Origin of the sequence: Streptomyces sp. NPDC059906 (assembly GCF_042730645.1) — a bacterium.
In the GTDB taxonomy this organism is placed as follows: Bacteria; Actinomycetota; Actinomycetes; order Streptomycetales; family Streptomycetaceae; genus Streptomyces; species Streptomyces rubrogriseus.
The window spans coordinates 110957-133225 of sequence record NZ_JBHWKU010000014.1; the positions used below are offsets into that span (position 1 = coordinate 110957).

General features: G+C 74.9%; 19 protein-coding genes. 12 read left to right on the forward strand and 7 right to left on the reverse strand.

Features of this window, described 5'->3' with window-relative positions:
* Positions 1-52 precede the first annotated feature (52 nt).
* Both ACFV9J_RS22085 and ACFV9J_RS22090 read left to right on the forward strand, forming a co-directional pair.
* Positions 53-886 (forward strand): hypothetical protein, encoded by an 834-nt coding sequence (locus ACFV9J_RS22085; protein WP_385356519.1) that lies wholly within the window; start codon positions 53-55, stop codon positions 884-886.
* A gap of 33 nt (positions 887-919) precedes the next feature.
* Entirely contained in the window at positions 920-1408 is a 489-nt protein-coding gene (locus ACFV9J_RS22090; RefSeq protein ID WP_385356520.1) for a flavin reductase family protein, read from the forward strand.
* 55 nt (positions 1409-1463) lie between these two features.
* Here the strand turns inward: ACFV9J_RS22090 and ACFV9J_RS22095 are convergent, their stop codons facing one another.
* Both ACFV9J_RS22095 and ACFV9J_RS22100 read right to left on the reverse strand, forming a co-directional pair.
* Positions 1464-1847: a hypothetical protein gene (locus ACFV9J_RS22095; protein WP_385356522.1), complete on the reverse strand. Its 384-nt coding sequence runs from the start codon at positions 1845-1847 to the stop codon at positions 1464-1466.
* A 316-nt stretch (positions 1848-2163) separates the two neighbouring features.
* A complete protein-coding gene (locus ACFV9J_RS22100) occupies positions 2164-3105 on the reverse strand; it encodes a MurR/RpiR family transcriptional regulator (protein ID WP_385356523.1) in 942 nt (313 codons plus the stop codon).
* Positions 3106-3258: 153 nt separating this feature from the next.
* Here ACFV9J_RS22100 and ACFV9J_RS22105 point away from each other — a divergent pair, with 153 nt between their 5' ends.
* Positions 3259-3432 (forward strand): hypothetical protein, encoded by a 174-nt coding sequence (locus tag ACFV9J_RS22105; protein WP_166680897.1) that lies wholly within the window; start codon positions 3259-3261, stop codon positions 3430-3432.
* 24 nt (positions 3433-3456) lie between these two features.
* Here the strand turns inward: ACFV9J_RS22105 and ACFV9J_RS22110 are convergent, their stop codons facing one another.
* On the reverse strand, positions 3457-4146 hold the full coding sequence (locus ACFV9J_RS22110) for a nucleoside/nucleotide kinase family protein (RefSeq protein WP_385356525.1): 690 nt from the start codon (positions 4144-4146) through the stop codon (positions 3457-3459).
* A 53-nt stretch (positions 4147-4199) separates the two neighbouring features.
* Between ACFV9J_RS22110 and ACFV9J_RS22115 the strand changes: the two genes are divergently transcribed.
* From ACFV9J_RS22115 to ACFV9J_RS22130, 4 genes are all read left to right on the forward strand, one after another.
* Entirely contained in the window at positions 4200-4940 is a 741-nt protein-coding gene (locus tag ACFV9J_RS22115; protein WP_385356526.1) for a beta-phosphoglucomutase family hydrolase, read from the forward strand.
* Positions 4937-7315 (forward strand): glycoside hydrolase family 65 protein, encoded by a 2379-nt coding sequence (locus tag ACFV9J_RS22120; protein ID WP_385356527.1) that lies wholly within the window; start codon positions 4937-4939, stop codon positions 7313-7315. Before ACFV9J_RS22115 ends, ACFV9J_RS22120 begins: the two co-directional genes overlap by 4 nt.
* Before the next feature lie 164 nt (positions 7316-7479).
* Positions 7480-8973: a hypothetical protein gene (locus tag ACFV9J_RS22125; protein ID WP_385356528.1), complete on the forward strand. Its 1494-nt coding sequence runs from the start codon at positions 7480-7482 to the stop codon at positions 8971-8973.
* Between the two features lie 72 nt (positions 8974-9045).
* Complete coding sequence (locus ACFV9J_RS22130; protein WP_385356530.1) at positions 9046-9522, forward strand: DUF5709 domain-containing protein; 477 nt, start codon at positions 9046-9048, stop codon at positions 9520-9522.
* 55 nt (positions 9523-9577) lie between these two features.
* Here the strand turns inward: ACFV9J_RS22130 and ACFV9J_RS22135 are convergent, their stop codons facing one another.
* On the reverse strand, positions 9578-9799 hold the full coding sequence (locus ACFV9J_RS22135; protein ID WP_121712621.1) for a hypothetical protein: 222 nt from the start codon (positions 9797-9799) through the stop codon (positions 9578-9580).
* Between the two features lie 205 nt (positions 9800-10004).
* Here ACFV9J_RS22135 and ACFV9J_RS22140 point away from each other — a divergent pair, with 205 nt between their 5' ends.
* On the forward strand, positions 10005-12275 hold the full coding sequence (locus ACFV9J_RS22140; RefSeq protein WP_385356531.1) for an MMPL family transporter: 2271 nt from the start codon (positions 10005-10007) through the stop codon (positions 12273-12275).
* Here ACFV9J_RS22140 and ACFV9J_RS22145 read toward each other — a convergent pair.
* Positions 12247-13353 (reverse strand): PP2C family protein-serine/threonine phosphatase, encoded by a 1107-nt coding sequence (locus tag ACFV9J_RS22145; protein WP_385356533.1) that lies wholly within the window; start codon positions 13351-13353, stop codon positions 12247-12249. The two genes, ACFV9J_RS22140 and ACFV9J_RS22145, sit on opposite strands and share 29 nt — an antisense overlap.
* Positions 13354-13435: 82 nt before the next feature.
* On the reverse strand, positions 13436-14638 hold the full coding sequence (locus ACFV9J_RS22150) for a glycoside hydrolase family 64 protein (RefSeq protein WP_385356534.1): 1203 nt from the start codon (positions 14636-14638) through the stop codon (positions 13436-13438).
* A gap of 287 nt (positions 14639-14925) precedes the next feature.
* Here ACFV9J_RS22150 and ACFV9J_RS22155 point away from each other — a divergent pair, with 287 nt between their 5' ends.
* The gene (locus ACFV9J_RS22155) at positions 14926-15297 is read left to right on the forward strand and encodes a hypothetical protein (protein WP_385356535.1); all 372 of its coding nucleotides are present in this window, start codon (positions 14926-14928) and stop codon (positions 15295-15297) included.
* Between the two features lie 6 nt (positions 15298-15303).
* Here the strand turns inward: ACFV9J_RS22155 and ACFV9J_RS22160 are convergent, their stop codons facing one another.
* Positions 15304-16191: a Gfo/Idh/MocA family protein gene (locus ACFV9J_RS22160; RefSeq protein WP_385356537.1), complete on the reverse strand. Its 888-nt coding sequence runs from the start codon at positions 16189-16191 to the stop codon at positions 15304-15306.
* A gap of 391 nt (positions 16192-16582) precedes the next feature.
* Here ACFV9J_RS22160 and ACFV9J_RS22165 point away from each other — a divergent pair, with 391 nt between their 5' ends.
* The 3 genes from ACFV9J_RS22165 (at position 16583) to ACFV9J_RS22175 (ending at position 21933) form a co-directional block, all read left to right on the forward strand.
* Entirely contained in the window at positions 16583-17515 is a 933-nt protein-coding gene (locus ACFV9J_RS22165; protein ID WP_385356538.1) for an alpha/beta hydrolase family protein, read from the forward strand.
* Between the two features lie 170 nt (positions 17516-17685).
* Positions 17686-20532 carry a LuxR C-terminal-related transcriptional regulator gene (locus tag ACFV9J_RS22170; RefSeq protein WP_385356539.1) on the forward strand — a complete coding sequence of 949 codons (2847 nt, stop codon included), beginning with the start codon at positions 17686-17688 and terminating at the stop codon, positions 20530-20532.
* A 120-nt stretch (positions 20533-20652) separates the two neighbouring features.
* Entirely contained in the window at positions 20653-21933 is a 1281-nt protein-coding gene (locus ACFV9J_RS22175; RefSeq protein WP_385356541.1) for a PucR family transcriptional regulator, read from the forward strand.
* The last annotated feature ends 336 nt before the right edge of the window (positions 21934-22269 follow it).

Genomic DNA, 22269 nt, shown 5'->3' on the forward strand with positions numbered 1-22269 from the left:
CACCGTCCCGGTCGCATACGATCACTTCCGATCAGTCCCGGAGGAGTCCCGTATGCCGTTCACCCGCTCCCGCATCCTGTACGTCACCGACCTGGCCTACGCGGCGCGCGGGCGGCGCTACTGCGACGAGGACATCTACCTGACCTCGCGGCTGCGCGAGGAGTTCGACCTGGCCCTGTGCCATCCCCGGGACGCCGCCGCGCTGCTGGACGCCTTCGACGCCGTCGTCGTCCGCAACAGCGGTCCCGTGCAGGGGTACGAGGCCGCCCACGCGGCGTTCCGGGAGCGCGCCACCGAGCGCGGGACGCGCGTCTACAACCAGCTCACCGGCCGGGCGGACATGGTCGGCAAGCAGTACCTGCTGGACCTCACCGCCGCGGGGTACCCCGTCATCCCCACCGTGGACCGGGCCGAGGACCTGCACCGGCTGCCCGCCGCGGACGAGTACGTCGTCAAGCCGAGGCTCGGCGCGGACTCGGCGGGCCTCGGGATCGTCCCCGCGGGCCGGGTGGCCGAGGCGCTGGACGGTGCCGGGGACCTCCTGGTCCAGCCGCGCGTCGACTTCGCCTACGAGGTCTCCTTCTACTTCGTCGACCACGACTACCAGTACGCCCTGTACGCGCCGCACCCCGACCGCCGCTGGCAGCTGGAGCCGTACGACGCCACCGTGGCCGACCTCGACTTCGCGCGGCGGTTCATCGAGTGGAACGGCGTCGACCACGGCATCCAGCGCGTCGACGCCTGCCGCGCGCCCGGCGGGGAGCTGCTGCTGGTCGAGCTGGAGGACCTCAACCCCTACCTGTCCCTGGACGCCCTCGACGAACCGGCCCGCGACGCGTTCGTCACCGCCCTGCGCACGGCCCTGCGCCGCCTGCTCGCCGGCTGAGCCGCCCCACGGCCCGGGCCGGCGGCACCTAGCATGGCGGACATGGACGTGTTCCTGGACCGGCTCGACCCGGACATGTGCGTCGTCACGGCCGCCGCGGACGGAGAACGGGCCGGCTGCCTGGTCGGCTTCTCCTCGCAGTGCTCCATCCGGCCCGTGCGGTACGTCGTGTGGATCTCCGACGTCAACCGGACCTTCCGCGTCGCGCGGTCCGCCGACGTCCTGGCGGTCCACCTGCTGTCCCGTGACCAGCGCGGGACGGCCGAGCTGTTCGGCAGCCTCACCGGTGACGACGTCGACAAGTTCGGCCGGGTCCGCTGGCGGGAGGCGTACGGCGGGGCCGCCGTGCTGGAGGACGCCGAGGCGTGGTTCGTCGGGCGGGTCCTGGAGCGAACGCCGGGGGGCGACCACGTCGGTTTCGTCCTCGAACCGGTCGAGTGGGGTGGGCGCGAGCGGGCCGCCGGACCGCTGCTGCGGCTCGCCGACACGCGCACCGTCCGGCCCGGGCATCCGGTGGACTGACGCGCCCTCACCGTCAGTACCGGCCGTACGGGTGGGGGCCCGTCCGGCGTCCGTTTCAGCGTCCGGCGGCGGCCCGCTCGGCCAGCGCCTCGGTGACGGCCCGCACGCTGCGCGCGATGTGCTGCAGCTGGAGGACCTCCGCCGCGTACAGCTTGATGGTGTGCTCGATGGCCGCCTCGTGCAGGCCGAGTCTGGGCAGGTCCGCCCGGGCGGTCTGCAGCGCGGTGCGGGCCACCCGGATCTCGTGCTGGACCTGGATCTGCGCGTGGCGGGCGAGCAGCACCGGGTGCCGGATCAGGGCCGGATAGCCGGCGTAGCGCGCCGGGACCAGCTCGCGCAGCCACCTGGTGGCCGAGCGTTCCCAGTCGTAGCTGCCGGGGGCCTTGACCTGGCAGGGCCAGTCCGGGCTGATGCGCGTGGTCGTCAGGGGCATGATCATCGCTTCCGGGTGTGCGGCGTCGACGGGGTGGGCGACGGGTGGGGGCGGTCCCGGTCCAGGGGACGACCGGGACCGCCGCGGGCGCTCGCGCAGGCGATGCCCGACCGGAACACCCGGTGCGCCGGAGCGGGTAGGAGTCGGCGGCCCGAGGTGTTCGCGGCAGGTGCGGACGCGCTCCGGGGCGGCCGGGTCGCGATCCGTGAGCAGTATTTATATATGCCAACCGGTTTGCAAGACGTATGAAAACATTCATGCCTGCTTTGACGGGGATGGCCCCGTCTGCGCCGACCAATCGCCGAGGCGGGACCGTCCCGGCTCAGTCCCGCAGGAAGAACTGGTGCTGGTCCGCGACCTGCTCGTACTCCTCCAGCCGAGCCTGCGTCCGCTCCGGATCGGCGTCGGTCATGGCCTGCAGCAGCGCCGCGCACATCACGCCCGGCGCGGCGTAGGAGTCGAAGACCAGGCGGGACCCGGTGCCGGTGGCGAAGGTGACGTCGGCCTCGTCCACGAGGGGGCCGAGCGCCAGGTCGGTGATCAGCGCCACCTTCAGCCCGGCGCCGCGTGCCACGCGGACGGCGCCCAGGGTCTCGTGGGCGTGCCGGGGCATGGAGAAGGCCAGCACCCAGGTGCCGCCCGCCTCCCGGGACTGGAGCAGGGCGTCGTAGGCGACGGTGCCGCCCCGGGTCACCAGGCGCACGTCGGGATGGACCCGGCGGGCGGCGTAGGCGAAGTACTCGGCGAGCGAGACGGAGATGCGCAGCCCGAGGACGGTCAGCGGCGCCGAGGCGGCCAGCTTGCGGCCGACGTCGATCACCCGGTCCGCGTCGGCGAAGTCCCGCCGCAGGTTCTCCAGGTTCTCGATCTCGGCGTCCACGGCCGCCTGCAGTTCGTTGCCCCGGTACTCCTCGGCCGCGGGCCCGCCCCGGCCGCCCAGCGCGATCGCCTGGAGTTGCTCCCGCAACGCCGGGTAACCGCTGAAACCGACCGCCGAGGCGAACCGCGTCACGGACGGCTGGCTCACGCCCACCCGGTCGGCGAGGTCGGTGATGGAGAGGAACGCCGCCTCGGTGAGGTGCTCGATGAGGTACTGCGCGATGCGGCGCTGCCCCGGGGAGAGGCGGGGCCGGTCGAAGAGTGTCCTGAGCCGGGAGGTGGGGGAGACCTCCGACTCGGGGGCCGCGCGTCCCGAGGTGATCGCCGACGCCTGTGCGCGTGCCTGCTGCGGCGATGGCACGGGTGCGCCTCCTTCGTCTCCCATGTCTCCCACGGAGGTCAACATAGCCCACCCCCGCCGCCCGCCGACCGGACCGCCCGGCCCGGTGACGGGACCACGCCGTCGGGGATAGCACCGCGTCGCACGGGAACCCGCCGTCACGGAAGGACCCGCAGACACGGACGAGGAGCCGACGTCATGACCGTCCCGGAAGAGAACCGGCCGAAGACCGACACCACCGACGACGTTCTCGGCCGGCGCCGGCGCGAGCGCGAGGAGGACGGTCCCCGCCCGCCGGGCGGCACCGGCCGTACCCTGCGCGAGGCCCTGGAGGAGGCGCACGTCCGTCCCGACGACTTCGACGAGGAATGACCGGGCTACGGAGGAGTGAGCGGGTTACGCAGAGGCTGAGGGCGCGGGCCCCCGTGCGCCGGGGGGCGGGCCCGGGACCACGCCCTCCGGTACCACCAGGTCGGCCCGGTGCCGGGTGGCCGCGACCAGGTCGGCGTTGCGCTGATCGGGGCCGAGCGCCCACGCGGCCGCCTGTGCGGGGGACTTGCCGAAGCGCTCGTGCCGCGCCACGAGCCGCCTGACCCGCTCCGGCTCCGCCGGCCCGCAGAACCACACCTCGTCGAGCCGGGCCCGCACCCGCGCCCAGGCCCCGGTCTCCAGCAGCAGGTAGTTGCCCTCCGTCACGACCAGCCGGGCGGAGGGCGGCACCGGTACGGCCCCGGCGATCGGCTGCTCCAGCTCCCGCTCGAAGCCCGGCGCGTACACGGTCTCGCCGTCCGGCTCCGCGCGCAGCCGGTCCAGCAGCGCCGCGTACCCGGCCGCGTCGAAGGTGTCCGGCGCCCCCTTGCGGTCCCGGCGGCCCAGCCGGTCCAGTTCGGCGTCGGCGAGGTGGAACCCGTCCATCGGCACCTGCGCCGCCCACGGCTCGCCGCCGCCGTTCAGCTCCCGCACCAGATGCCCGGCGAGCGTCGACTTCCCGGCGCCGGGGCTGCCCGCGACACCCAGGATCGCCCGCCGCCCGTCCCGGGGCAGCCGGCGGGCACGGGCGAGCAGGTCGTCGAAAGTCAGCGGCACACCGCACAGTGTGTCACCTGATCGGACCCGTCCCGGCGGGGAACTGTGGGGGTATGACGACGCAGCTCGGACTTCCCGACGACATCCAGGCCTGCCTCTTCGACCTCGACGGGGTCGTCACCAGGACGGCGGTGGTGCACGCCGCCGCCTGGAAGGCGACCTTCGACGCCTTCCTGCGCGAGCGGGACGGCGCGGACTTCCGGCCGTTCACCGACTCCGACTACGACAGGTACGTCGACGGCCGCCCCCGCGCCGACGGCGTCCGCTCCTTCCTCGCCTCCCGCGGCGTCGAACTGCCCGAGGGCACCCCCGACGACCCCCCGGACGCGGGGACCGTCAACGGCGTCGGCAACCGCAAGAACGAACTCCTCCTGGAGAAGATCCGCACCGACGGCGTGGAACCCTACGAGGGCACGCTGCGCTACATCGACGCCGTCCGCGCCGCGGGCCTCGCCACCGCGATCGTCTCCTCCAGCGCCAACACCCGGGACGTACTGCGCTCCATCGACGCCGAGCGGCTGTTCGACGTGCGGATCGACGGCGTGGTGGCCAGGGAACGGAAACTGCCCGGCAAACCACACCCCGACACCTTCCTCGCCGCCGCCCGCGACCTCGGCGTCCAGGCCTCCCGCGCCGCCGTCTTCGAGGACGCGCTGGCCGGCATGGACGCGGGCCGCTCCGGACACTTCGGCTACGTCGTCGGCGTCGACCGCGTCGGCCAGACGGACGCCCTGTACGCCCACGGCGCCGACCGCGTCGTCAAGGACCTCGCCGAGCTGGGAGGCCACGCGTGATCACCAACCGGACGTACACCGTGGAGCCCTGGCGGGTGCGCGAGACCGCCCTCAACCTCGACCTCCTCGCGCAGAGCGAGTCCGTCTTCGCCCTGTCCAACGGGCACGTCGGCTGGCGCGGCAACCTCGACGAGGGCGAACCCCACGGCCTGCCCGGCAGCTACCTCAACGGCGTCTACGAACTCCACCCGCTGCCCTACGCCGAAGCCGGCTACGGCTACCCCGAGTCGGGCCAGACCGTCATCAACGTCACCAACGGCAAGCTGCTGCGGCTGCTGGTCGACGACGAGCCCTTCGACCTGCGCTACGGACGGCTCGGCAGGCACGAACGCACCCTGGACCTCAGGCGCGGCGTGCTTGAGCGCACCTGCGAGTGGACCTCCCCGGCCGGTACCACCGTCCGGGTCCGCTCCACCCGCCTGGTCTCCCTCACCCAGCGCGCCATCGCCGCCGTGGAGTACGAGGTCGAGCCCGTCGACAGCCGTACCCGGATCGTCATCCAGTCCGAACTGGTCGCCAACGAGAGCCTGCCCTCCTCCGACGGCGACCCGAGGGCGGCCCAGGCGCTGCAGTCCCCGCTGGAACCGGAGGAGGACCTGGCCGTCGGCTCCCGGCTGCGGCTGGTCCACCGCACCCGGCGCAGCGGCCTCAGGGTCGCCGTGGCCGCCGACCACGTCGTCGACGCCCCCGGGGAGATCACCACCAGCAGCGAGAGCAACACGGACGTGTCCCGTCTCACCATCACCTCCGTGCTGGACCCGGGACAGCGGCTGCGGGTGCAGAAGACCGTCGCCCACGGCTGGTCGGGCGCCCGTTCCCGGCCCGCGATGAGCGACCAGGTCGAGGCGGCGCTGGCCGCCGCCGCACACGGCGGCTGGGACGGCCTGGTGGCCGAACAGCGGGACTACCTCGACGACTTCTGGGCCCGCGCGGACGTCGAGGTGCACGGCGACGAGGAGATCCAGCAGGCCGTCCGGTTCGCCCTGTTCCACGTGCTGCAGGCCGGCGCCCGCGCCGAGCAGCGAGCGATTCCGGCCAAGGGACTGACCGGTTCCGGATACGACGGCCACGCCTTCTGGGACACCGAGATGTTCGTGCTGCCCCTCCTCACCTACACCGCGCCCAAGGCCGTCGCCGAGGCACTGCGCTGGCGGCAGGCCACCCTCCCCGCCGCCCGCGACCGCGCCACCCAGCTCGGGCTGCACGGCGCCGCCTTCCCCTGGCGGACCATCGACGGCTCGGAGGGCTCCGCGTACTGGCCGGCCGGCACCGCCGCCTTCCACGTGGCCGCCGACATCGCGCACGCCGCGGTGCGCTACACGGCGGCGACCGGCGACACCGACTTCGAACGCGAGACCGCCCTGGAACTCCTGGTGGAGACGGCCCGGCTGTGGCGCTCGCTGGGCCACCACGACCCGCACGGCGTCTTCCACATCGACGGCATCACGGGACCGGACGAGTACAGCGCCGTCGTCGACGACAACACGTACACCAACCTCATGGCCCGCTCCAACCTGCTCGCCGCGGCCGACGCGGCCGAACGCCACCCGGAGGAGGCGACCCGGCTCGGCGTCGACGAGGAGGAGAGCGCCGCCTGGCGGGACGCCGCCGAGGCCGTGCACATCCCCTACAACGAGGAGATCGGCGTCCACGAGCAGCACGCCGGCTTCACCCGCCACCAGCGCTGGGACTTCGCGAACACCGGCGCCGACCAGTACCCGCTGATGCTGCACTTCCCGTACTTCGACATCTACCGCAAGCAGGTCGTCAAGCAGTCCGACCTGGTGCTCGCCATGTACACCTGCGGCAGCTGGTTCGACGCCCACTGCGACGAGGACCAGATGGCCGCGAACTTCGCCTACTACGAGCCGCTGACCGTGCGGGACTCCTCCCTGTCCGCCTGCTGCCAGGCCGTCGTCGCCGCCCAGACCGGCCACCTGCGCCTCGCCTACGACTACGCCACCGAGGCCGCCCTGATGGACCTCGCGGACCTGGAGCACAACACCCGCGACGGACTGCACATCGCCTCGCTGGCCGGTACGTGGATGGCGCTGGTCGCCGGATTCGGCGGCACCCGCCGGGACGGCGACAGCCTGCGCTTCACACCCCGGCTGCCCGAGAAGTTCAGCCGCCTCGCCTTCCGGCTCCAGTTCCGCGGCCGGTGCCTCCAGGTGGAGATCGAACCCGACCGGGCGTCGTACTCGCTGATGGCCGGACCGCCCCTGACGATCCACCACCACGGGTCCGAGGTGCACGTGGACGGGGCCGAGCCCGTCACCCTCGGCATCTCCGCGCCGAAGTGGCGGCCCACGCCCGAACAGCCCCCGCACCGCCGCCCGGGCGTCACCGAGCGGCCGGTCCCGGGCGACGGATGAGCCCGCGCGACTGGCCGAGTTCTGTCCTGCGTATCGGTGGTCCGCGGGTTAGTTTGACCATGTTTTCCGGGCTTCCGCGCTCCCGCGGGTTCCGGGCTCCAGCCACTGACGGCAGGAGGTGAGCGACGAGCGACCCCGCGACGAGCGGGGGTGAGGGGTGCACCATGGCCGACGGCGCGAACGCAACCCTCACCGGCAGACGCGTACGCGGGGGCCAGGGGGCGGGGACCTCCGGCGCCCCCGGACGGCTGCGCGGCACCGCCCCGGCCGCGGCGGTGGCCGCCGTCTTCACCCTCGCCCAACTGGTCTTCGTCCACCCGACGATGGGCCTCGGCTGGGACGAGATCGTCTACGTCAGCCAGGTCACCACCCACCACCCCGCAGCCTTCTTCAGCGCGCCCCGCTCCCGCGGCGTCTCCCTGCTGGTGGCACCCGTCGCCTCCTGGTCGGCGTCCACCGAACTCCTGCGCGTCTACCTCGCCCTCCTCTCGGGACTGGGTCTGTACCTCGGCCTGCGCGCCTGGAAGGGCCTCTTCCCGGCCCGGGTCCTCGCCACGGCCGGCGCGTTCTTCGCCACCCTGTGGGTGACCCTCTTCTACGGCCCGCAGGCCATGCCCAACTACTGGGTCGCGATCGGCGCCCTGATCACAGTGGGCTGCGCCCTGCGCGCCCTGCGAGCCGGGCGGGGGCGCTCCGGCCGGGGCGCGCTGTGGGGGGTGGCGGCCGGGGCCGTGCTGATGGCGCTGATGCGCCCCACCGACGCGGTCTGGGTGACCCTGCCGCTGCTCGCCCTCGTCCTCGTGCGCCGCCACTGGCCGCTGCTGCTCGCCCTGGCGGGCGGCCTGGCGGCCGGGGGAGTGGAGTGGGTGATCGAGGCCCACGCCTGGTACGGCGGCCTCGGGGAGCGGCTGTCCCGGGCCTCCGAGATCCAGGGCGGCCTCGGCTGGAACATCGCCGTCGACGACCAGATGCGCAGCCTGGGCGGCCGGGGCCTGTGCCGGCCGTGCACCGGGGCGATGCCGCACCCGGTCGTCACCCTGTGGTGGCTGCTGCTCCCGGCCGTGGCCGTCCTCGGCGTGGCCGTCGCGGTCCGGGCCCGCCGCGCCACCGCGACCCTGGTCCCCTTCGCCTGCGCCGTGACGGCCGCGGTGCCGTACCTGTTCATGATCGGCTACGCGGCACCCCGCTTCCTGCAGCCCGCCTACGCCCTGCTCGCCGTACCGGTCGCCGACGCGCTGTGGCACCTGGCCGGGGCCGGGCGCGACCGGTGGCGGCCGGTGGCCGCGACGCTGGTCGCGCTCGTGGTCGCCGGGCACCTGGCGGTCCAGTTCTCGGTGCTCGTGGGCACCGTGGGCCGCAATGTCGAGAGCCGCGAGGACTGGGCCCGCGTCGCCGGCGAACTGCACCGGCTCGGGGTCCGGCCGCCCTGCCTGCTCACCGGGCACGAGTCCATCCCGGTCGGCTACTACACGGGCTGCTCCTCCGGCTCCACCAGCGGCAACAACGAGAACACCACCGCCGCCGAGATCACGGACACCGCCCGGCGGATCCCGGTCGCCGCGATCACCGGACCCGGCGGCACCCCGCCCGGATACGCCCGCGACTGGACCCCGCACCGCATCACCGACCTGGAGATCCGCGTCGCACCCCCGGGTTAGGGAGCGCGTATCGGGAAACGCGAACCGGACAGCGAGAGCACGAGCCGACGCGAGCGCGAGAGGAAGGCAGCGATGGGCACGGACCCCATGGCCGACGACGCCTACCAGCCCACGGGCGGCAACGAGGAGCAGGAGGACGCCGCGCCCCTCGACCTCCAGGACGCCCTCGACGAGCGGACCTACGACGACACGCTCGACGAGGGCTACTCCCCGCCGGAGAAGCCCCTCGGTGTGACCAAGCACGGCACCACGGCCGCCGAGCAGCACGACGGCGAGACCCTCGACGAACGGCTGGCCGAAGAGGTGCCCGACGTGTCCGCGCCCGACGGTGACGGTGTGGGCGACGAGCCCGGCGGGGAGGGCGAACCGGTCGATCCGGAGGCGGGCACCGACCGCGCTGGCCGGCTCGTCGCCCCCGACGAGGGCGTACGCACCGACACCACCAAGGAGACCGTCGCCCAGGACGTCGGCATCGACGGCGGAGCCGCGGGCGCCGAGGAGGCCGCCGTGCACGTGGTGGAGGACGAGACGGAGCTGCCGGAGACCTAGGACGACTAGGGGAGCCCCGGCCGGGACGCACGCGTCCGGCCGGGGCTCCCGGCGGTCACGGCAGCAGTTTGTCGAGGGCCGCGGGGCCCTCGTCGGCCAGCTTGCGCCTGGCCCACTCCAGGTTCTGCGGGGTGACGTCCCGGCCGGCCGCCAGGACCAGGTCCTCCGGGGACACGTCGGTGCCGGTGCGGGCGTGGAGCAGGTCGTCCGGAGTGGCGCGGTCGTCGCCCGCGCGGGCTTCGGAGGGCCGGGAGGCGTCGGGCTGTGACGTCGACATGATCAGTGCTCCTCGAGTCCGGATCGCTGCTTCGGTGCCGTGCTGTTGTCGGTCCCGAATATCCCGATATCACCATTCAATGCGGAACCGGGCGCCGCGCATCCGGAGGGCGGCAGGGCGGACCGGGCCCCGAGGTGCCGTCCGGGGCGTCCCGGCGTGTAATGAGCCCGATCGAGCGTTTCGCCCGGGTAGAAGGATCACGGCCATGGCACGCAGGCGGACCGGCGCCGGGAAACCGGGGAAGACGAGAGCGGGGGGCCTGCGCCGCTGGGGTGCGTGGTGTGCCCGGCACGGCGTGATCGTGATCGTCGGGTGGCTGGTCGCGCTGGTGGCGCTGACCTTGGCCAACCGCTCTTTCGGCGGGGACTACTCGGACGACTTCGCCCTGCCCTCCGCCCAGTCCCAGGAGGGCCTGGACGTCCTGGAACGGCACGATCCGGCGGCCGGCGGCTACACCGGCCAGATCGTCGTGCACGACGCCGACAAGGCGCTGACCTCACTGGACTCGCAGATGGCCACGACGGTGGGCGATCTGCAGAAACTGCCGCACGTCCGGTCCGTCCAGAATCCGCTCACCGCCACCCCGGCGCCGGGTTCGCCGGACCAGCAGAACGAGGGCCCGCTGTCCACGGACGGCCGCACCGCCTACATCACCGTCCGCTTCGACATCCAGCCCGCCCAGCTGGGCGACGGCTACCTGCACGGAGTCGACGACGCCGTCCAGCCGCTGCGCGCGGCGGGTGCCGAGGTCGAGTACGGCGGGCCGCTCGGCGAGCTGGCCCGGCCCGACGCCGACGACCGGGTGAGCGAACTCATCGGCTTCGGCGTCGCCGTCGTGGTCCTGCTGATCGGCTTCGGCAGCGTCCTGGCCGCCGTGGCCCCGCTGGTGACCGCGCTGATCGGGGTGGTCGGCGGCCTGGCCGTCCTGGGCCTGCTCGCCGCGGCGTTCACCTTCGCCACCGTCTCCCCGACGCTGGCCACGATGATCGGCCTGGGCGTCGGCATCGACTACGCCCTGTTCCTGATCACCCGGCACCGGCAGAACCTGATGAACGGCGCCGATCCGGTCCGGGCCGCCGCTCACGCCACCGGGACCAGCGGCCACGCGGTCCTGGTCTCCGGCTGCACGGTGATCGTCGCGCTGCTCGGGCTGTACGCCTCCGGGGTGTCCTTCATCGGCAAGCTCGGCATCGCCGCGGCCGTGACGGTCGTCTCGGCGGTCCTGGGCGCCCTCACCCTGGTGCCCGCCCTGCTGGGTCTCGTGGGCCGGCACATCGACCGCCCGCGGGTCCGCCGGCCCGTCGCCGAGACCGACGCGGAGCCCGGCGCCGAGCCGCACGGCACCTGGCACCGCCACGCCCGGCGCGTGGAACGGCGGCCCTGGTACTTCCTGGCCGGCGGCGTGGCGGCCCTCGCCGTCCTGGCCGTGCCCGTGTTCTCGATCCAGCTCGGCCACATCGGCGACGGCGCCGATCCCACGTCGTTCACCGACCGGCGGGCGTACGACCTCATGTCCGACGCCTTCGGACCGGGGTCCAACGGCCCGCTGACCGTGGTCGTCGACCAGAGCGGCGTCCCCCAGTCGCAGCGCTCGGACCTCGCCTCCCAGGTCACCAAGAGCCTCGACGACGCCCCCGGCACCGCCGCGGTGACACCGCTGACCACGACCCAGGACGGCGACGTCCTGTCCGCCACGGTCTACCCGGCGCACTCCCCGCAGAGCGCCGCCACCACCGACCTCACCAACCGCCTCGTCGACAGCACCCTGCCGCACGCCCTCGCCGGTACCGGCGCCAAGGGCTACGTCACCGGCGCCACCGCCTCCCAGGTCGACTTCCGCGACCTCGTCGCCGACCGGCTGCCGCTGATCATCGCGGTCGTCGTCGCCCTGGCCTTCCTGATCATCCTCGCCGTCTTCCGCGGCCTGCTGGTCGCCGTCAAGGCCGCCGTCCTCAACGTGCTGTCGATCGCCGCCTCCTACGGCGTCGTCGTGGCCGTCTTCCAGTGGGGCTGGGGCGGGCCCGCGCTCGGGGTGTCGGGCACCGTGCCCATCGAGAGCTACGTCCCGATGATGATGTTCGCGATCATCTTCGGACTGAGCATGGACTACGAGATCTTCCTGCTCTCCCGGGTGCACGAGGCCTGGCTGCGCACGGGGGACGCCAAGGGGTCGGTGGCCCACGCCCTGGAGATCACCGCACGGGTCATCACCTGCGCGGCCCTGATCATGGTGAGCGTCTTCGCCGCCTTCGTCGTCAGCGACAACATCGTGGTCAAGATGCTCGGGCTCGGCCTCGCCGTGAGCGTGCTCGTCGACGCCACCGTCGTACGCCTGCTCCTGGTGCCGGCCGTGATGACGCTGCTGGGGCGGCACGCCTGGTGGACGCCGCGGTGGCTCGACCGGATCCTGCCGCACATCGACGCGGAGGGGGCGGGGGAGCGGCGGGTCACTCGCCGGCCGGGGGCGAAGGAGTGAGCACCAGCATCGTCACGTCGTCCTGCACGTCCGGGCAGAAGCGCGCGAGGTCCGCCCAGACCAGGTCGGGGAGGGCGGCGGAATCCTCTCCCGCGAGGCCGCCCAGCCGCTGTGCCAACGGGTAGAAGGCGCCGCTGCCGTCCCTCGCCTCGACCACCCCGTCGGAGGCGAGGAAGAGCCGGTCGCCGGGGCGCAGCGACACCGTGCACGCCTCGATCGCCCCGGCGTCCGCGAGCCCCAGCCCGAGCGGCGTCCACGGCGAGACCTCCAGCTCCGCGGCGTCCGCACCCCGCAGCAGCAGGGGCGGAGGGTTGCCGCACACGACGACCCGCACCTCGAGCGCGTCGGCGGAGAACTCCAGCAGCGCGGCCGTCGCGAACAGCTCGGCGTGCCGTGCGTCCGCCGAGTCCACCAGCAGCCTGCGGTCCAGCCGCCCGGCCACCGACGCCAGGTCCGCCTGGTCGAGCACCGCCTCCCGGAACGCCCCCAGCAGCGAGGCGACCGTCGACACCGCCGACAGGCCGTGCCCCTGCACGTCGCCCATCACCGCCCGTACGCCGAAGGGACCGTCCCGCACGTCGAAGAAGTCGCCCCCGACCAGCGTCCCGCGCTGTGCCGCCCGGTACAGCCCCGCACAGCGCACCGCCCCCACCCGCTCGGGCAGCGGCGGCACGACGGCGTGCTGAGCGGCCTCGGCGACCGTGCGCTCCAGGCCCAGCTGGGCGTCGCGGCGACTGCGCACGAAGGACACGAAGACGCTGAGCACGGCGACGAAGACGATGGTCAGCAGGTCGGCGTCGCCCGGCCGGTCGAGCTGGAGGGCCGGGATGTGCAGCAACGCGATCACCACACCGCCCAGTACGGCGGTCGCCAGCGGGCCGTAGGACAGTACGGCGAGCGGCGGGATGGCGCCCAGCAGGAAACCGATCTCCAGCGGCTCGTCGCTGAGCAGCGTCGCCGCGCAGATCGCCGCGACGAGGGCCGGCGGCAGCACCCGTACCCAGCGGGGCGGCGGCGCCCCGCTCAGCCAGCTCCGCCGGTCCTCGCCCCGGCGCGGCGGGGCGGACACCTTTCGCACACCCCCACGCTCCTACGCCGCCGCGCCGCCCGCACGTGGAGAGGCGTCGGGCGGGCGTGGCCGGAACGTGGTCGGACGGGTCCTAGAAGGCGCCGAGCGTCAGCCGGAGGCCGGTGGGCGCGGTGTCCTGGATGTAGGAGGCGAAGTCGGCCACGTCGTCGAAGGCGAAGCCGTACGCCCGGCCGTCCTCGGTGGCCGCGTGCACCGCCTTCGCGTAGTGGTTGGTCAGCGCGGTCCCGTAGAACGTCGCGGGGTCGGTCGTGGGCTGTTCGGCGGAGGAGACCAGCGTGGAGCGGTTGAAACCGGCGCCGAGGACCGCGGCGACGGGACCGGTCGTACCGTCGTTGGGGGCGGCGAGGTTGCCGTCGCAGAAGAGCACGTCCCGGGTGGACGGCTTGGCGAAGGACACCTGGGCGGGCCCGTCGAAGGTCAGCCGGTCCCCGCGCACCCGGCCGGTGAAGGTCCCGGCGTTGGTGGTGATCCTCAGGTCCTTGCCGGTGTAGGTGCTCCACACCTCGTCGATGTACGGGGCGAGGTAGTCCTTGGGGAACAGACCGGCGTCAAGACCGTGGCCGGGGGCGATCACCCGGGTGTCGTCCACGACCAGCGGCGCGAACTCCTCCACCTTCCGCACCGCCTCGAACACGGCCGCCCGGCCACCCGGACGTACGGTGCCGGTGGTCCGGTCGTCGGCACCGGTCAGCCGGATGGCGAGCGGCACGCTGAACATGTCGACCATGGTGGTGTTGCAGAACATCCCGGCGGCGTTGTGCGTGAACTCCGCGCAGTCGTGCAGCACCGCGTAGTTGGGGTCGGACTCGACCCAGCCCGCCGGGTACTGCAGCGCGGCGTTCCCCGCGCCGTCCGCGACGACCTTGAACTTCAGCTTCTCGCCCAGGGACACGTAGATCCGGCCGGAGAGGCGGGGCAGGTCGAGCCTGGTCTCGCCGCTGCCGGCGAGGCCGATCGCGTAGTCGGTGTAGCCGTCGGCGCCGTTGTCGGAGAGGGACACGGGGGCGACGGTGCCGTCGGGGGTGACCCGCACCTGCCGGCCGTCCACGTTGCCGACGATGTAGACGTGCACGTCGGCGTTGCCGAAGGAGCCGGTGTCGTTGACGATCGTCAGCGGCAGGGTGCCGGCGGCCGCGGGGGCCGAGCCGTCCGAGCCGATGCCCGCGAGGGCGTGCGGGGCGACGGCGGCGGCGACCGGTGCGGCCACGACCGCCCCGCCGAGGGCGACGAGCAGCTTGCGGCGGGCGAGCGGACGCTGGTGACGAGGAGTCATGTGGGGGTCTCCAGTGATCGGGGCCTGGCAGTGCCTGAGAGCGCTCTCACGCGGTGCGGCGATGGTACGCAGCACGGCCGGCCCGGCCAACCGTCCGTACTCTGCTCCAAACCCGTTGTCCCAGCTGGGACTTGGGGTGCGTGACGTGGAGCGGGGAACGCTTAACCGGTGTTTAAGGCGCGCTTAATCGGCCAACCCGCGGCGCGCGGCGCAGGCGGCCGGTCGCCGGTGCCGGATGACATGCTGGCCCCCACGGCCACGGGCGACGCGGGTACGGCGGAGGCGGCATGGGATTCGAGGGCGAGGTCTGGCACGTGCGCCGGACGCCGGACGCGGGCCGGACGGCCGACGCGGAGTCCGGCGACATCGGGGAGATCCGGATCGACGAGGCCGACTTCCCCTGGCTGTCGGGCCGGTTCAGCGCGGGTCCGGCCTACGGCGCCGTCCGCGATCTGTTCGCCCGCGAACTCGCCCTCGCACAAGCGGACGACGCGGAGCACTGGAAGCGGTGGGCGGCGGTCCACGACGAGATCGAACGGCGGGTGCGGCTGGTGTCGCCCGACGGGCCGGTCGCCGAGTTCCTGCTGCACATCAAGGGCGACCGGGCCTGGTTCCGGTGGAGCGACGAACCCCTCGGGCCGGCGCGGACCGAGGGCTGACGGCGCTCATCCCCGGCCGGTCAGCAGGTCCTCGGCCTCGGCGAGGATCTCGGTGACCCGCAGTCCGAACGCGGCGTCGCACGGATGCGGGCGCCCGCCACCGGCGGCGGCGAGCAGCGCGTCCGCGGCCCGCCGCAGGGCCGGCACCGGACCCTCCGTGGTCTCCGGGAGCAGCGTCACCCCGGCCCGGCCGCGCAGCTCCACCGCGGCGCCCGCCGCGGCGGGCGGCGCCGTGAGGCTGAGCGTGAGCGTGCTGGACGCGCCGCCCGTGTGGTCGAGGACCAGATGGACGGTGTCGCCGGGTCCCGGCGCGGCCGCCGCCACCCGCCGGGCGTCACCGAGCACCGGCAGCAGCACGGACAGGGCGTGCGGCCCCACGTCCCACAGGGCACCCTTCTCCCGCCGCCACGGCGAGTCGGCGAACGGACTGTCCCCGCCGCCGAACACGGCGCCCAGCCACTGCGCCCGGGCGGTGAACCAGCCGTCCCCGGCCGCCTGTTCGGTGATCCACGCCTCGGTCTCGGGCTGGAACCGGGTGGTGAAGAAGACCACCGAGGCGACGTCCGCCGCTCGCACCGCCTCCACCACCGCCCGCCCCCGCGCCACCGTCGCCGCGAGCGGCTTGTCGAGCAGCAGATGGCACCCGGCCCGCGCCGCGCGGACCGCGAGGTCGGCCTGTACGGCCGGGGGCAGCGCGACGGCCACGGCCTCCACGTCGGCCAGCAGGGCGTCGACGTCGGCGTAGGCCCGGGTGCCGTGCCGCTCTGCCAGCTCCTCGGCGGCGTCCGGGCGGCGGCCCCACACCCCCGCGAAGTCCAGGGCGTCGTGCCCGGCCAGGGCGGGGGCGTGCGCCATGTCCGCCCAGGGGCCGGTGCCGAGCAGTCCGATGCGCATCCCGTCGCCTCTCCACGGTGCCGCCCCGACGACGGGCCGGCCGACGATCCTCCAGGACGACCGGCGTGCGACAGCCCGGCCGACGCCGAGCGTGTCACACCTTCGGGGCGTGCGGACAGTGCGGAGGGCACCGCGGGCTCGGCCGAGCCGTACCGGGCCCCGTGCCCCGCCGTCCCGGGCCCGGCGTCCGCCCCCTGGGAGGCCGTACCGCCGGCGTCGTACGAGACCGGTGAAATTGCCGATCCCCCGGCCCGTTCCGCCCCTCGACAGTGGCAACGCCAACCCATCGGCGAGGTCCGCCCGGCGGACGGCCCGGACGCGACCCCACGCGTTGCGGGCCGTGTGCGTCGCCGGGCCGGACCGGTCGCCACGACCGAGAGGACACCCCCTCGTGCAGCAGAACCCCCACACCCACGCCGCCCCCGGGGCCGCGCGCCCCGTCCTGCGGGGCATCCGGCGGCGGCTGGCCGGCGTGACGGCGGCCGTGGCCGCGGCCCTCGTGCTCGGCACCCTCACCGGCCCGGGCGCCCAGGCCGCCGACAACCCGTACGAGCGCGGCCCGGCGCCCACCGAGTCCAGCATCGAAGCCCTGCGCGGCCCCTACTCCGTGGCCGACACCAGCGTCTCCTCGCTCGCGGTCACCGGATTCGGCGGCGGCACCATCTACTACCCGACCAGCACCAGCGACGGCACGTTCGGTGCCGTCGCGATCGCACCCGGCTTCACCGCGTACCAGTCCTCCATGGCCTGGCTCGGGCCGCGGCTGGCCTCCCAGGGCTTCGTGGTCTTCACCATCGACACCAACACCACGCTGGACCAGCCCGCCTCCCGCGGGCGGCAACTGCTGGCCGCCCTGGACTACCTGACCGGGCGCAGCTCCGTCCGCGGCCGGATCGACAGCGGCCGACTCGGCGTCATGGGCCACTCCATGGGCGGCGGCGGCACCCTGGAGGCCGCCAAGTCCCGGCCCTCGCTCCAGGCGGCGATCCCCCTCACCCCCTGGAACCTGGACAAGAGCTGGCCGGAGGTGAGCACGCCGACGCTGGTCGTCGGGGCCGACGGCGACACGATCGCCCCCGTGGCCTCGCACGCCGAACCGTTCTACTCCGGCCTGCCCTCGTCGACCGACCGGGCCTATCTGGAGCTGAACAACGCGACCCACTTCTCGCCCAACACGTCCAACACGACGATCGCGAAGTACAGCGTCTCCTGGCTCAAGCGGTTCATCGACGACGACACCCGCTACGAGCAGTTCCTGTGCCCGCTGCCGCGGCCGAGCCTGACGATAGAGGAGTACCGGGGCAACTGCCCGCACGGTTCCTGACCCCCTCCGCTGTGCCGGCGCACGACCGGGACCGGTGCCCGTTGGGCGCCGGCACAGTGCCCGTGCCGCCCACCCGGGCGCACAACCGCAGGTGACAGCGGCGATGCCCGGACGGGCGAGGGCGGATCGACGCCTTCCGCGCCGGGTTACGCGCGCGTAACCTCCCGGGAATGACCGGACAGACGACCGTACCCACGGCCGTGCGGGTCCACGGCCGGAGCGTGCAACGCAGGGCGCTGCGCGCGATGCTGGACGCGCTGCCCACCCACGGCGGCCGGCTCCTCCTGGCCGGCGAACCGGGACTCGGGCGGACCACTCTGCTCCAGTGGGCCGCCCGCTCCTTCCGGGCCGGTCCCGTACTCCACCTCGGTCCCGGCCCCGACGTGCACGCGCACCTCACCGCCGGGCAACTGCTCGACACCCTGCGGGCGGCGGCCGTCGCGGCGCCGGTACTCGTGTGTGTGGACGACGCCCACCGGTGGGATACGCCGGCCCGGACCGCGCTCGCCCGTGCGGCGCGGCGCCTGTCCACCGCCGGCCGGGTCGGCCTGCTGCTCTCCGTCGCCTCGGACCGTGCCGTCGACCCGGAGTTCGCCCGGCTGCCCGTCGTGCACCTGGACCCGCTGGCACCGGCGCGGGCCGCCGCCCTGCTCGACGACCTGACCGACGGCCTCGCCGCACCGGCGGTCCGCGAGCAGCTCCTGGCCGAGGCGGAGGGGAACCCGGCCCTGCTCGTCGCCCTCGTGCGCCGCCTGTCACCCGCCGAGCTGCGCGGGCACCGGCCGCTGCCCAGTCCGCTGGCCGACGCGGCGGCCCTCGCCGAGGCCGCGGGCGGTGTGCCGACCGGACCGTCCGCCCATGCGCGGGACCTGCTGCTGACGGTGGCGGCGGCCGGAGAGGCCTCGGACGGGGCGGACGCCGACGCCGGTCTGGTCCGCGACGCGCTGCGGCGCCTGCGACCGGCCCCGGAGCCCGGTCCCGACGCCGGTGCGGAACCGCTGCCCGAGCAGCTCGTCCCGGCCGGCGACGGGCTCCGCTTCCGCAGCCCGCTGGTCCGCCGAACGGTGCACGCCACCGCCGACGCGGACCGGCGTCGCGCCGTGCACCGCGCGCTGGCCGACGCGCTGGACGGCGGCGGCCACCGGCTCACGGCGCTGTTGCACCGCTCCTGGTCCCTGTGCGGGCCCGCGCCCGCACCCGCGTCGGCGGACCTGCTGGCGGCGACGGCTGCCGACGGCGCGGTGCCCGCCTCGCACCGGCTGCGCGCGACCGCGTACGCCCGTGCCGCCGAGCTGACGGCCGACGGGGCGCGGCGGGCGGAGCGCTACACCGCCGCGGCCGAGCAGGCCCTGCTCGCCGGACGACCCGAACGGGCGCGCCCCCTGCTCGCCGCGGCCCGTGACCGCGCCGCCCCCGCCGCCGTACGGGGACGGGCCGAGCTGTTGCGCGGCGTGACGGAACTGCGGGACGGTCCGGTCGGTGACGCCCACCAGTCTCTGCTGCTGGCCGCGTCCCTGCTCGCCGCGGACGATCCGGCCGAGGCCGCGACGGCCGCACTGGCCGCCGCCGACGCGGCCTGGGCGGCGGGCGACCTGCCGGCGTGCCTGGCCACCCTCGCCCCCCGGTACCAGTCCCAGTCCCAGTCCCCTCTCCGCGCCGAGCACCCGTCCCACGGGTCCCACGGGTCCCACGGGCCCGACGGCCCCGCGGCGGCCCGTGGCCTCGCGGCCCGCACGGCCGCCGTCGTTCGCGACCACCGGGTCGGGATGCGGGCGCTGCTCGAGGGACGGCTCGACCGGGCCGGAGCACCGCTCGGGCAGGTGGTCCGGCGGGGCAGGACCGGGGACCGGCCGGAGACGCTGCTGCGGTCGGCCGCGGCGGCGCTGCTGCTCGGGGACGTGGACGCCGCCCGCAGCGACGGAGCCCGGGCGCTGGCCGCGGCCCGGCAGCTCGGGTCGGACGCGCTGGTCCCGCAGGCACTGGAGTACCTCGCCTACGCCGAACTGCGCGCCGGCCGGCACCCGCAGGCCCGTACCCACGCGGAGGAGGGGCTGCGCACCGCGCTGCGGGCCGGGCAGCGCAACACGGCGGCCCACCACCGGGCGGTGCTGGCGCTCGCCGCGTCGATCGAGGAGGAGCCGGACGCCGTCGCCCGGCACGTCACGGCCGCGCTGGAGACGGCCCGGCGGCACGGCCTCGCCCAGGCGGCCACCCTCGCCCAGTGGGCGGCGGCCCGCGCCGACCTCGGCCGGGGGCGCCCCTTCGACGCGGCCGACCGGCTCGGACTCCTGGTCCTGCCCGGACCGGGGCGGGGCCACTTCGCGGTGTGGCGGCTGGCCGTGCCCTGCTTCGTGGAGGCCGCCGTGCTCGCCGGACGCGACGAGGACGCCCGCGGGGTCCTCCCGGACTTCGCCGACTGGGCGGCGTTCGGCGCCGATCCGCAGGCCGCCGCCCAACTCGCCCGCTGCCACGCCCTCCTCGCCCCCGCGGAGCAGGCCGACGCCCTCTACCGCCGGGCCCTCGACCGGCACGACGAGGCGGGCGGCGACTTCGAGCGGGCCCGCACCGCGCTGCTGTACGGCAAGTGGCTGCGCCGGCGCCGCAGACCCCGTGAGGCCCGCGGCCGCCTCGGCACCGCGCTGGCCGGCTTCGAGCGCTGCGGCGCCGGCGTCTGGGCCGCGCAGGCACGCGACGAACTCCGCGCCCTCGGGGCGGCCCCGCGGGGCCCGGACGCCGGCGCCGGAACACCGGCCCGCCTCGGCCGCCTGACCCCGCAGCAACTGCGCATCGCCCGGCAGGTCGCCGAGGGCGCCACCAATCGCGAGGTCGCGCTGACCCTCGGGGTGAGCACCCGCACCGTCGACTACCACCTCCGCAAGGTCTTCGCCGCCCTCGGCGTACGGTCCCGCCTGGAGCTGGCCCGCATGGTCGGGCAGGCCGAACGGGCGCAGGCGGCGAAGGCGGCCCAGGACGCGCGTCGAGCCGGACACCAGGAAAAGACCGGTGCACAACCCTAGGGACCGACCGGACGGTATGCCATCCTTCGGGGCAGGACGAGTCAGGGGGCAGGCCCGGCGCGGCGGGACGGCCCGTCGCGGGAAGGCGCCTCCGCAAGCCCTGCCCCGGGGAGGACCGCGATGCAGCACGCCGTACGGTCACGAGCAGCGATCCGCACCGGGCTGACGCCCGTTCCACGCCCGCGGACACCCGGAGTCACGTCGTTGATCGACGCCGACGCCCTGCGTGTCCTGCACCGGGCCGCCCGCGCCCTGCTCGACGACCTGCCCGACCTGACCGACCGGCTGACGGCGCTGCTGCGGGAGCAGGAGCCCGCCTACCGGGCCGCCCTCACCAAGGACCCCACCGCCACCTGGCAGGAGGCCCACCGCTCCCTGCGGCACAGCGTCGCCTCGCTGCTCGACCCGCGCGGCGCCCGGGACGCGGCCCGCCGCTGCTCCTGGCGGATCGGCGCCGCCCGCGCGGAGCAGGGACTCCCGCTGGACGCCCTGCTGCACGCCTTCCGCCTGGGCGGCTCGCTGGTGTGGCAGCGGCTGGTCGAGGAGACCTCCAGGGCCGCTCCGGAGGACGTGCGGCTCCTCGTGCACGTGGCCGCGGACGTGTGGAACTTCGTCGACGAGCACTGCACCCTCGTCGCGGACGCCTACCGGCAGACCGAGTGGCAGATCGGCCGGCGCCGCGAGAACCGGGTCCGGCAGCTGGCCGCCGGCCTGCTCGACGGCACCGGCCGCATCGCCGACCTGCCCGAGGCCGCCCGGGCCCTCGGCCTTTCGGAGCACGGCCGGTACGTCGTCGTCGCCGTCTCCGGCGGGCCACCGGCCCGGCCCGACGCCGCCCGCGCCGCCGTACCGCCCGGGAGCCGGGTCCACTGGCACGCCGGGGCGGAGGCCGACTACGGCATCGTCTCGCTCGGCGACCACGACGGGCTCCCGGAACCGCACCAGCCGGAGGCCGCGCAGGGCGTCCCCGTCCCGGGTCTCCGGGTCGGTGTCGGCAGCCCGGTCGACGGACTCGCCGCCGTCGGTGACGCCCGTCGCCTCGCGGACACGGCCCTGGCCATCTGCCCACCGGCCGGGGGCACCGTACGACTGGCCGACCAGCTCCCCGCCGCCCTGGTCGTCTCCAGCGCCGAGCTGGGCCGGGCCCTCGCCGAGAAGGTGCTCGGTCCCCTGCTCCGCCTGGAGTCCGCCGACCGCGAGGTGCTCCTCGACACCCTCACCACCTGGCTCGACTGCGACGGTTCGGCCCAGCGCGCCGGCGAACGCCTCTACTGCCACCGCAACACGGTCCTCAACCGCCTTCGCCGCTGCGAACAGCTCACCGGCCGCTCCCTGGCCCGCCCGGCCGACCTCGTCGAGTTCAGCCTGGCCCTGACGGCGCGACGCGTCCTGCACGACTGAGGCACCGCCGTCCGGACCCGCCCTGCCCCCGTCCGGTGCGCGGCGCTCGGCTTTCCCGGGCCGTTGCTGCGGCAGGTGGTCTCGCGGCGTGCGGGTGGGCGCCGCAGGGGGTCGCCGTTGGGCCCCGTTCGTCACCCCGTCGGTGCGGCGGCCTGGGGGCGGGCTCTCGCACCGCCCTCTCGCACCGCCCCCAGGATCCAGCGCCGCAGCCGGGCGGCGGTGCGTCCGGCCGTTCGGGGCTGCCCTGCCCGTCGGCCGTCCCGGCCGGTGCGCCGCGCAGGACGACCGCGGTGTCCCGTGCGGCGCCGTCGGTGAGGGTGCCGGGGGGCGGGCCCG